The sequence below is a fragment of the Micrococcus sp. HSID17227 genome (genome assembly GCF_003989405.1).
GTDB classification, from domain to species: Bacteria; Actinomycetota; Actinomycetes; order Actinomycetales; family Micrococcaceae; genus Micrococcus; species Micrococcus luteus.
Genome location: NZ_RBLN01000051.1, coordinates 1 through 10,841, shown reverse-complemented (window position 1 = coordinate 10,841; position 10,841 = coordinate 1). Strand labels below are relative to the sequence as shown.

The 10,841-nt window shown below is 70.4% G+C and carries 9 protein-coding genes and 1 pseudogene; 2 read left to right on the top strand and 8 right to left on the bottom strand.

Annotated elements, in window-relative coordinates; translation table 11 throughout:
• The 6 genes from D8M29_RS04675 to D8M29_RS04650 all read right to left on the bottom strand — a co-directional run.
• On the bottom strand, positions 1 to 914 hold a 914-nt coding region (locus D8M29_RS04675; protein ID WP_060973448.1), incomplete at its 3' end, for a phage holin family protein.
• A 131-nt stretch (positions 915 to 1,045) separates the two neighbouring features.
• Complete coding sequence (locus tag D8M29_RS04670) at positions 1,046 to 1,879, bottom strand: aldo/keto reductase (RefSeq protein ID WP_060973449.1); 834 nt, start codon at positions 1,877 to 1,879, stop codon at positions 1,046 to 1,048.
• Positions 1,880 to 1,959: 80 nt separating this feature from the next.
• Entirely contained in the window at positions 1,960 to 3,030 is a 1,071-nt protein-coding gene (locus tag D8M29_RS04665) for a nucleoside hydrolase (protein WP_061866740.1), read from the bottom strand.
• Positions 3,027 to 3,965, bottom strand: coding sequence for an SDR family oxidoreductase (locus tag D8M29_RS04660; RefSeq protein ID WP_036314031.1), 939 nt, complete (start codon positions 3,963 to 3,965; stop codon positions 3,027 to 3,029). The genes D8M29_RS04665 and D8M29_RS04660 overlap by 4 nt, the downstream gene beginning before the upstream one ends.
• 113 nt (positions 3,966 to 4,078) lie before the next feature.
• Positions 4,079 to 5,035, bottom strand: coding sequence for a glutaminase A (gene glsA / locus D8M29_RS04655; protein WP_060974229.1), 957 nt, complete (start codon positions 5,033 to 5,035; stop codon positions 4,079 to 4,081).
• Between the two features lie 55 nt (positions 5,036 to 5,090).
• A complete protein-coding gene (locus D8M29_RS04650) occupies positions 5,091 to 5,285 on the bottom strand; it encodes an AbgT family transporter (RefSeq protein ID WP_255351321.1) in 195 nt (64 codons plus the stop codon).
• Positions 5,286 to 5,325: 40 nt separating this feature from the next.
• Here D8M29_RS04650 and D8M29_RS04645 point away from each other — a divergent pair, with 40 nt between their 5' ends.
• Positions 5,326 to 6,072, top strand: a complete 747-nt coding sequence (locus D8M29_RS04645) for a DUF72 domain-containing protein (protein ID WP_044659465.1) — start codon at positions 5,326 to 5,328, stop codon at positions 6,070 to 6,072.
• 87 nt (positions 6,073 to 6,159) lie between these two features.
• Complete coding sequence (locus tag D8M29_RS04640; protein WP_010079170.1) at positions 6,160 to 7,005, top strand: alpha/beta fold hydrolase; 846 nt, start codon at positions 6,160 to 6,162, stop codon at positions 7,003 to 7,005.
• 478 nt (positions 7,006 to 7,483) lie between these two features.
• Here D8M29_RS04640 and D8M29_RS04630 read toward each other — a convergent pair.
• A pseudogene (locus D8M29_RS04630) lies at positions 7,484 to 8,661 on the bottom strand (IS3 family transposase).
• 221 nt (positions 8,662 to 8,882) lie between these two features.
• Positions 8,883 to 10,448 (bottom strand): multicopper oxidase family protein, encoded by a 1,566-nt coding sequence (locus D8M29_RS04625; protein ID WP_060974119.1) that lies wholly within the window; start codon positions 10,446 to 10,448, stop codon positions 8,883 to 8,885.
• Positions 10,449 to 10,841: the final 393 nt, after the last annotated feature.

Below are 10,841 nucleotides of genomic sequence, written 5' to 3'. Positions count from 1 at the left end.
CGCAGGCGGCCGGCGAGCGCCACGAACGCGGCGGAGGAGGCGCCGAGCAGCGCGAGCGGCTGCCAGTGGTCCTTCACGTAGTCCTCGGCCTCGGCGGTCCGCTCCCCCGCGCGGGCGGCACCGGTGAACGGCGCGGTCTGCTCGGTGGCGTGCGTGGTCTCGGGGGTGACGCCGCGACCCTTGCGCTGGGCGGCGAAGGCCGCGAGCTGGCCCTTCACGTTGGTCTTCTCGTCCAGGCCGGAGCGGATGTCGCCCAGGTGGCGGCGGCGCAGGTCGGCACGGCGACGGATCTCGGCCTCGGTGGCGTCGTCGCGGTCCGGGTGGGGAGCGGCCTCGCCGTTCTTGCGGGCCTTCTTGTTCTCCTCCTTCTCCACCTTCTTCCGCTCGGCCTCACGGGCGGCCTCGACACGCTTGGCCTCGGCGCGCTCCGCCTTGAGGCGGTCGTACTCGGCCGGGTCGAAGGCGTTGCCCTCCTTGAGGTAGCCGAGGTCGTACTCGAGGTTGCGCACGGTCTCCTGCGGCACGAGCGGCATGGCGCCCTTGACCATCACGAGGCCGACGCCGGCGAAGATCAGGCCGAGCACGAGAAACGCGAGCGCCACCATGAGCGCCGGGAACCAGAAGCTCGGGTCGGCGAAGGCGCCGACCAACGTCACCACGAGGGCGACCACCATGAGCGCGAGGAAGAACAGGCCCACCACCGCGACGCCGGCGCCGATGCCGGCCTTCTTGCCCTTCGCGGCCACGTGTCCCTTGGCGAGCGCGAGCTCGTCCTTCATCTGCAGGGGCAACAGGCGCACGACGGCGCCGAGCAGGTCGGTCAGCGAGCTCGCGCGGGTCTGCGGGGTCACCGGGACGGCGGTCCGCGGCGCGCGGGCCTTCGACGCATCGGCGGGGGGAGCCTGGTGGGACATGGTGCATGCCTTCCGTGGAGTGCCTGGACAGATGCGCCCGGGCGGCGCGGCGGCCACCGGGCATTCTCGAGCAAAACTATCACCGGCCCGCCCCCAGGGGGACGGGCCGGGTGCGCGCGGTGGCGGCTGGATCAGAAGTCGATGACCGCCGGGTCGGGGCCGAGGCGGCCGTCCTCGCGGTCGAGGGCGTCGATCCGGGCGACGTCGTCGGCGGTCAGCTCCACCCCCGCGGCCTCGAGGTTCGAGACGATGCGCTCGGGCGTCACGGACTTGGGGATGACCACGAAGCCCTGGGCGAGGTGCCACGCGATGACCACCTGGGCCGGCGTCGCGCCGCGGACCTCGGCGATCTCCGTGACCACGGGATCGGCGAGGAGGTCGCCGCCCTGACCGAGCGGGGACCAGGACTCGTGGACGATGCCGTGGCGGCCCTCGACCTCGCGCAGCTCGCGCTGCTGCCAGTACGGGTGGGTCTCGACCTGGTGGATCGCGGGCACCACACCGGTGGCCTCGATGATCTCCTCGAGCTGGGCGGCCGGGAAGTTGGAGACGCCGATCGAGCGCACCTTGCCCTGCTTCTGCGCCTCGATCAGGGCCTTCCAGGTGTCCACGTACTTCCCCTGCGCAGGCTTGGCCCAGTGGATGAGGTAGAGGTCGACGTAGTCGGTGCCGAGCTTGTCGAGCGAGGCGTCGAGGGCGGCGAGCGCCTCCTCGTAGCCCTGGTCCGAGTTCCACACCTTGGTGGTGAGGAACAGCTCCTCGCGGGCGACACCGGACGCGGCGATGCCGCGGCCCACGCCCTCCTCGTTCCCGTAGATCGCGGCGGTGTCGATGTGGCGGTAGCCGGCGCGGATCGCCTGCTCGACGACGTCGGCGGCGACGTCGTCCTCGACCTGCCACACGCCGAGCCCGAGCTGCGGGATCTGCTGGCCGTCGTGGAAGGGGACGGTGGGCACACTGGTCATGAGGGAGCTCCTGCAAGGTCGGGGTCGGGCGGATGCGTCGGATGCAACCGCGCGCGGGCGGCCGGCATTCCCGACGGCGGTCACCGGGCCGGGGCGCCGCCGTCGGACGTCCGCTCCCCCGCGACGACGGCGCCCACCGCGCGGGCGAAGGCCGCGAACACCTCAGCGGGGTCATTGGCCGTGACGAGCCGGGCGTTGGGGCGCCTGCCCCAGATGTCCCGCGTGTCGTGGACGGTCGTGCCGCGCAGCAGCTCCGAGTCCGCCTCGACGTCGACGACGGTGGCCCGCGTGGCGATGCGGGCCTGGCCCGCGGCCACCTGGGCGGCGAAGAGGTCGTGCAGGTGGGCGATGTAGCCCTGGTCGTAGTCGTGGTGGAACTCGAAGTAGAAGCGCAGCGCGTCGGCGAGCACGTCCAGGACGGGGCTGCCGGTGGCGGCGTCCGGCCCGGCGACCCGCGGTCGGTCCGCGGACCAGCCGACGGGGTGGGCCCCGGCGTCGGCCAGGAGGCCGTCCAGCAGGGCCGGCGTGTACTCGATCCGCTCCGTGGTCTCGAGCGCGCAGACCACCGGCAGGCGATCCTCGGGCAGGCCCTCGAAGGCCGTGAACACCTCCTTCGCGGCGTCCGGGTCCACCCAGGTGTTCCACTCGGCGGTGGGCGTGGTGTTGCCCGGATGATAGAAGGAGCCGCCCATGATCACGATGCCGCGGGCGAGGAACGGCAGGCGCGGCTCGGCGCGCAGAGCGAGGGCCAGGTTCGTCAGCGGCGCGGTGCAGAGGATCGTCGTCTCCCCGGGGTGGGCCCGCAGCTCGTCCAGCCACACGTCCACGGCGGGCCGGGACGAGAGCCGCTCGGGGCGCCGAACGATCCGGGCATGGCCGAGACCGCCGTCGCCGTGGGTCTCCGGGGTGGTGACCGCAGGGCGGCGCAGCGGGGTCTCGGCACCGACGGCCACCTCGACGTCGGCCCGACCGGCCAGGTCCAGCACCGCGGCGGTGTTGAGGGCGCAGTCCCGGGCGGTCGCGTTGCCGCCCGTGGTGGTGACGGCCGCGAGCTCGGGACCGGCGCCGAGGCGGTGGGCGCCCACGAGGTAAAGCAGGGCGCAGGCATCGTCGATGCCGGTGTCGACGTCGGCGAGGAGGCGGGCGGTCACGGGGTGGGCGTGCCGCCGTTGGCGTTGAGGGTCTCGCCGTTGACGTAGCTGGACTCGCCCGAGGCAAGGAACACGTAGGCGGGCGCCATCTCCACGGGCTGGCCGGCGCGGCCGATGGGGGTGCTGTGGCCGAACTCGGGCAACTTCTCCTCGGGCTCACCGTAGGACACGTGCTGCACCGTCCAGATGGGCCCGGGCGCCACCGCGTTGACACGGATGCCCTTCGGGCCGAGCTGCTCGGCCAGGCCCTTGGTGAAGTTGTTGATGGCGCCCTTGGTGGCCGCGTAGTCGAGGAGCCTCGGGTTGGGGTTGTAGGCCTGCACCGAGGTGGTGTTCACGATCGTGCTGCCCGGGCCCATGTGCTTCAGCGCGGCGCGGCTGAGCGTGAACATGGACATGATGTTGATCTGGAACGTCTCGTGGACCTGCTCGTCGGTGAGATCGGTCAGGTCATCGGAGATGAACTGCTTGCCCGCGTTGTTCACGAGGATGTCCAGGCCGCCGAGGCGCTGCGCGGCCTCGTCCACGAGGGAGGCACGGTAGTCGGCGTCCATCAGGTCGCCCGGCAACGCGACGGCGGTGCGCCCGGCCGCCTCGATCGCCGCCAGGACGCGGTCGGCGTCGGGCTGCTCCTGAGGCAGGTAGGCGATGGCGACGTCCGCGCCCTCACGGGCGTAGGCGATGGCGACCGCGGCACCGATGCCGGAGTCGCCGCCGGTGATCAGGGCCTTGCGGCCGGTCAGCCGGCCCATCCCCCGGTACGAGTCCAGACCGATGTCCGGGACGGGATCCGTCTTCACGTCCAGGCCCGGCTCGGGCTGGCGCTGCTTGGCGACGCGGAGCTTCGGGTGGCGGGTGCGCGGGTCGTCGTGGGCCAGCTGCGAGTCCCGCACGGGGATCGCGGGGGCGTCGTCCTTCTTCTCTGGAGTGGTCATGGGCCCGATGCTACGAGGCGAGCGCCAGAGGGTGACAAGGGACGGGGCGCGGCGTCGTCGGCGGCGTGGCCCACGCGACGACGGCGCCGCGGCGGCTAGGCGTCAACGCGGGGTCAGCGGGGCCCGCTGAGGCCGCGCAGGGCGCCACGGTGCTGGAGCACGTGCAGGTCCCAGCGTGCGCTGAGCCCCTCGAACAACCCGATGCCACGCCGGGAGTTACCTTGCTCGTCCAGGCGCGGCGACCACGTGGCGATGCCCAGGGCCCCGGGCACGGCGCCGAGCAGCGCGCCCGAGACGCCGGACTTCGCGGGCACGCCGACCTCGGCCACCCACTGGCCGCTGGCGTCGTACATGCCGCAGGTGAGCATCACGGACATCGCCTGCTGCGCTACCCACTCGTCCAGCACCCGCTCCCCTGTCACGGGGTTCGTGCCGCCAGCGGCGAGGGTGGCGCCCATGACGGCCAGCTGGGGTGCGGTGACCAGGACCGAGCACTGCGCGAGGTACCCGGCCACGGCCTCGCGGGCCGAGATGGGCAGCCGGCCGGCGTCGGCGAGCAGGTGGGCCAGGCCCAGGTTGCGGTCGGCGCGGGTGCGCTCGGCGTCGAGGACGTCCTCGCTGACCTCCAGCTCGACGCCGGCCAGCGCGCTGTAGCGGCGCAGCAGCAGGGCCGTCCGCTCGTCCTCGTCCCCGGCGGGCAGGAGGGAGTGGACCAGGATGGCGCCGGCGTTGATCAGCGGGTTGCACGGCCGGCCGTCGTCGTGCAGGGACAGGTGGTTGAACGACTCACCGGAGGGCTCGACGCCCACGTGCTCCAGCACGTGGTCCAGGCCGATCTCCTGCAGCACCACCGCGTAGGTGAGGGCCTTGGAGACCGACTGCAGCGCGAAGGCGTGCTCGGTCTCCCCGGCGGCGGCCTGGTGGCCGTCCACCGTGCACACCGCCACGGCGAGGCCGTCCACATGCTGGCCAGCGACGTCCTCGAGGTAGTCGGAGGGCTCGCCGCGGCGGTCGGACTCCACCTCGTCGAGCATCGCGCGCAGGTCGTCGTCGAATCGCGTCGTGTCCATTCCTGGTCACAGTAGTGGACGGGCAGGCGGGCGGGCGCCGGGCCGGTCACGGCGTTCACTGGACCGGGGCATTCGGGCCCATCGGCAGGTCCAGCCGCATCCAGCCGATGACCATGCCGGTGCACGCGGGCAGGAAGGCGATCGAGGACGGGAGCATCGTGGCGATCAGGGAGCCGATGCCCATCTTCCGGTCGTACCTCTGAGCCACCGCGATGATCAGCGGGACGCTACGCCTGCCGCGGCGGGTCAAGGCAAGACCCGGGAACCCGTGCCGGGGCTATCGTCGGGGGATGGACGTGCGGATCGGGACCTCCGGCTGGACCTACAGGCACTGGCGCGGGACCTTCTACCCGCAGGGGCTGCGGATCGCCGATCAGCTCGACCACTACACGGAGCGATTCCGGACGGTCGAGCTCAACGGCTCCCACTACCGCTGGCCGGCGGACAGCACCGTCGAGGCCTGGCGCGAGCGCCTGCCCGCCGGCTTCGAGATGGCCGTCAAGGCCTCCCGCTACCTGACCCACTACCGCAAGCTCAACGAGCCGCAGGACTGGGTGGAGCGCATCGTGCACACGCTGGACCTGCTCGGTGACCACGCCGGGCCGCTGCTGCTGCAGCTGCCGGCCAACCTGCACCGCGACGACGACCGACTCGCCGGGTTCCTCGGCCTGCTGCCCGAGCGGGTGCGCGTGGCGGTGGAGGTCCAGCACGAGTCCTGGCTGGACGAGGACGTGTTCGACCTCCTCGACCGGCACGGGGCGGGGTTCGTGGTCTCGGTGATCGCCGGGCGGGAGCCGGTGCTGCGCGCGACCGGGCGCCTCGCCTACGTGCGCTTCCACAACGCGGACCCGGACTGGCGCTACGGCGGCTCGTTCTCCGACGCCGAGCTCTCCCCCTGGGTGAAGCGGCTGCGGGAGCTGACCGGCGCGGACGCGGCGGGCGCGCGCCCCGCCTACGTCTACTTCAACAACGACAACCACGGCCACGCCGCGTTCAACGCGCTGACGCTGCGCAGGATGGCGGAGACCGAAGCCTGACACGTGCCGAGCGCGTGCCTAGCGTGAGGAGGAAGCGGCGGCCGAGCGCCGCCGTCGTCCCCCGAGAGCACAGGAAGGCAGACGCACATGACCCTCATGCAGATCCCCACGGACCACGGCACGATCGGACTGAACGTGGAGGAGGCCGGCCACGGGCGTCCCGTGGTCCTCATCCACGGCTGGCCGCTGACCCTCGACTCGTGGAAGGACCAGGTCGCAGCCCTGTCCCCGCACTACCGCGTGATCACCTATGACCGGCGGGGCTTCGGTGCCTCGGAGAAGCCCGCCGGCGGGTACGACTACGACACGATGACCGCCGACCTGCACGGTCTGCTCACCGAGCTCGACCTGCGTGACGTGACGCTCGTGGGCTTCTCGATGGGCGGTGGCGAGGTGGCGCGCTACATGTCCCGGTTCGGCGCGGACCGGATCCACTCGGTGGTGTTCGCCGGCGCGGTGCCCCCGTACCTGCTGAAGACCGACGACAACCCCGACGGCCCGCTGACCGAGAAGCAGGCCGCCGAGATGCGCGCGGGTCTCGAGAAGGACCGCGAGTCGTTCTTCGACGACTTCACGACGACGTTCTTCTCCACCCCCAAGCTGGCCGGCCTGACCAGCAGCCTCAAGGTCACCGAGGAGCAGCGCCAGGAGGCCATCCGGATGGCGCTGCAGTCCGACCAGACGGCGGCGCTGGCCTGCATGGACGCGTTCGGGGCCACCGACTTCCGCCGCGACCTGCCGGCAGTGACCGTGCCGGCCCTGGTCCTGCACGGCGACGCCGACCAGATCGTGCCGTTCAAGGGCTCCGGCAAGCGGACGCACAAGGCGATCGACGGCAGCCGCGTCGAACTCGTCAAGGATGCCCCGCACGGCTTCAGCATCAGCCACTCCGAGGAGTTCAACCGGATCCTGCTGGAATTCCTGGCGGAGTGAGGGGGCAGGTAGGCCCACCAGAGTGCTGAACGCGACACGGCGCTCGTGGGGGTGGTGCATGCCATCCACCACGGCGCCGACGCTGACCTGTCAGGCTCGATCCGACGCCGTGATCACCCGGAGCGCGGGATCAGGCCGACCGGCCGGCAGAACCGCGCGTCAGGACGTCGAGTACGAAGCCGATCAGCCCATGACGGGTGCGCGCGTCCTGAAATAGGCCAGATCGGAACTGCGAGCCCCGGTCCTCGTGCACCAGGCACCCAGCCACCACGGCTGCACCGCCGCGGCCTGCGACGGCCTTGTTCGCGCAGAGACAGAGCTTCTCCTCAGCCGTGAAGTGCTTCCTGATGTCGGTCAGTCAGAGCCTGCGCGGCGCTTCTGGAGCGGGCTGGCGCACAGACCGAGGTGCTGTCGATCCATGACGGCGAGATTCAGGCGCGTGAGAAGGGTCTGCCATGAGTTTGCTTGACACGAGTTATCAGGCGGCGGCAGCCGCCTGGACTGATTGAACCATCTCGAACTCGACAGGGGTGAGCTTCCCGAGACGGGCCTGCCTACGACGGCGGTGATAGGTCCGCTCGATCCAGCTCACGATCGCGAGCCGGAGCTGGTCGAAGGACTGCCAGCGACGCCGGTTCAGCACGTTCTTCTGCAACAGCGCGAAGAAGGATTCCATTGCCGCGTTGTCCCCAGCAGCACCGACCCTGCCCATCGACCCGACCAGGCCGTTGACCCGGAGCGTCTCCACGAACCGCCTGGCTCGAAATTGCGATCCTCGATCCGAATGCACCCGGCAACCCTGCACCTCGGCCTTGCCTCCACGCCGGCCCAGAGCCATCTGCAGGGCGTCCACGGCCAGCTGCGAGCTCATCCGCCGATTGATCGAGTAGCCCACGATCCGGTTCGAGAACACGTCCTTGACCGCGCAGAGATAGAGCTTGGAATCCCCGGCCCAATGCTCTGAGATGTCCGTGAGCCACAGCTGGTTCGGCTTCTCAGCGGCGAACTCACGACGAACCAGATCATCATGAACGGCAGGGCCAGGACGCTTGCCCGAGCCGCGACGGATCGAGTGGCAGCAGCGGACCTTCACGAGCCGACAGGCCTTCAACACCTGATGGTCCGACACGGCCAGGCCACAGCCGCGGAGCTCATCAGCCAGGAACCGGTATCCGAACTCCGGGTCATCGGCATGGGCATCGAGGACGGCGTTGGCGGCATGCGCGTCGGACCATTCCCGCTCGCTGACAGGTTCGGCCAGCCACTGGTAGTAGGCCTGACGGGAGAACCCGAGGACCCGGCAGGAGAGTTTCACGGCAATCCCGTCGCGGGCCAGGTCCTTCACGACGGGATAGGTCATTTTGGGGACTGACCCAATTTCAGGTTCGCCTGGGACAGATACGCGGCCGCACGCCGTAGGACCTCGTTCTCCATCTCCAACTCGCGGTTGCGGCGCTTGAGAGCCTTCAGCTCCTCGTTCTCAGCCTTGGTGATGCCGGGCCGGATCCCGGCCTCGACATCATCCTGGGCCAGCCAGCGCCGTAGGCAGGACTCGGCGATGCCGAAGTCCTTCGCGACCTGCGCGATCGGCATCTGACCCTTACGGGCGATCGCGACCACGTCCTGGCGGAACTCTCGGGGGTATGCAGCGGGCATGGGGTCATCCTTCCAGCAGTCCCTCCCGGGACCACAGATCAGATGTCAACCAAACTCACGGCAGACCCTTTCCTCCTACGGGTCAGGACGGGGGTGCCGGGCCAGAGGTCTCGGGCGGGCTGGGCACGGTGGGTGGGGGTGAGCGATAAAGGCATGTTCTTTCCTGGGCGGCCACCGTGCGATGCCCCCGTGGATGGAGGGGTGTGGGCCGGGCGGGAGGGTCAGTGGATGTAGGAGAAGACGCCCATCATCCCGGCCTCGGCGTGGTAGGCGTTGTGGCAGTGGGTTAGCCACTGGCCCGGGTTGTCCGCCTCGAAGTCGAAGACGATGGTTTGCCGGGGTTTGATGATGACCGTGACCTTGCGGGCGCCATGGTCGGCCAGCTGGAAGGTGTGGCCGTGCAGGTGCATGGGGTGCCACATGTCGGTGTCGTTGGTCATCGTGACCCGCACGCGTTCGTCCAACCGGAGTTCGAAGGCGCCCTCGAAGGGGTTGGCCGGGTCGAAGCGTCGCCCGTTGATGCCCCAGTCGTACTCCATCATCGATCCGGTGAGGCGTACCCCGTGGGTCGTGGTCGGGTCCTTGGGTGGGAGCAGGACGGATTCGTGTGCCTTCAGTCGGCTGCCATCGAGCACGGTTCCGCCCAGGGTCTGTGGGAGCCGACCGGAGAGCGTGGTCTTTGGACCGGCTGCGATGATGCCGTAGGCGTGGCCGGTCTTGCCCTCGGGCAGGGCCAGTACGGGCACCGCCTGGTCGCCGAGGGTGATCAGCACGTCCAGGCGTTCGCCCATCCCCAGGACGACGGCATCGGCCTGGCGGGGCTGGACCGGGAACCCGTCGGTGTGGGTGATGGTCAGTTCCTGGCCGGGGATCCCGACCCGGTAGGCGGTGTCTCCGGCCGCGTTGATCAAGCGCAGGCGGATCCGGTTGCCCGGGGTGCTGGAGAAGGTGTCCGGGTCGGATGGGGGGCGGCCGTTGAACAGGTGCACGGGGATCTTCACGTCGCCGGCGTCCCCGCCCAGATAGTCGCTCTCAGCGCCCATGAGCATGTGCTTCATGGGCATGCCCGAGGAGCTGTCCTGGCTCATGGACCCGTGGTCCATGCCCGCCATGCCGGCCATGCCCTCCATGTCGCCGGACATGTCCATCCCGGCGGAGAGTTCCTCGACGACGTCCTGCGGTGTTCCGGTGATCCCGTCGAGCCAGTCGTCCAGGATCACGACCCATTCCTGGTCGTAGCTGAGGGGCTCGTTGGGGTCCTCGACGATCAGGGCCCCGTACAGGGCGCGTTCGCGCTGGGTGTCGAAGTGGGAGTGGTACCAGTACGTGCCCGGATGGGACAGCCGGAAGCCGTACGTATAGCGTCCTCCGGCGGCGATGGGGTCCTGGGTCACCCCCTGGACTCCGTCGGCGTCGTTGCGCAGGGCCAGCCCGTGCCAGTGCACGCTCGTGTCCTCGGGCAGGTCGTTGGCGACGCTGACCTTGAGCAGGTCCCCGGTCTGGGCGCGCAGCAGCGGCCCGTTGAGGCCGTCGTTGTATCCCCAGGTGGTCAGGCCCCGACCCTGGAGGGAGGTCTCGAGGGGTGCGGCGGAGAGCCGGTGGGTGACGGTGGTGCCCGAGGCGGCGCGTCGTTTCTCGTACTCGGCGACCAGCGGGTCGGTGGGCAGGATGCGCCCTGACGGTTGGGGGCTGATGACGGGATCGGCGCAGGCGGCCAGCCCGGCCAGCGCCAGGGCCCCGACGGAGGCGCCCAGGAAGGTGCGGCGGGTGGTCAGTGAGGAGGTCATCGGTTCTTCTTTCCGTCATCCGGCCCCGTGTCGCAGGCGGGCGCGACGGGGCCGGGCATGGCTGATCAGTTGCTGGGTGAGGCCGGTGGCGTACCGGGGCTGCGTGCCGCTGTCACCCGGAGGTATTGGCGGACCCTGCGCTCACCGGTGGGGCGCGGCCGGGGGCTTTAGGTGCGGCTGACGGCCAGTTGAGCCAGTGAAGGGTCCACGGGGGCCGGAAATGGGCAACCCAGGGCAGGGGTGGTGCGGTCAGTCCCCCACCGGGGCTAGGGCGTGTCTGAGAATAGATGCACGAGTCAGCTGAGACCCTGGGGACATGTCCCGGTTCCAGATGCTCTCTGACACCCAATGGGAGTTGATCGCCCCGATGCTCCCGACCCGGACCGGCCGCGC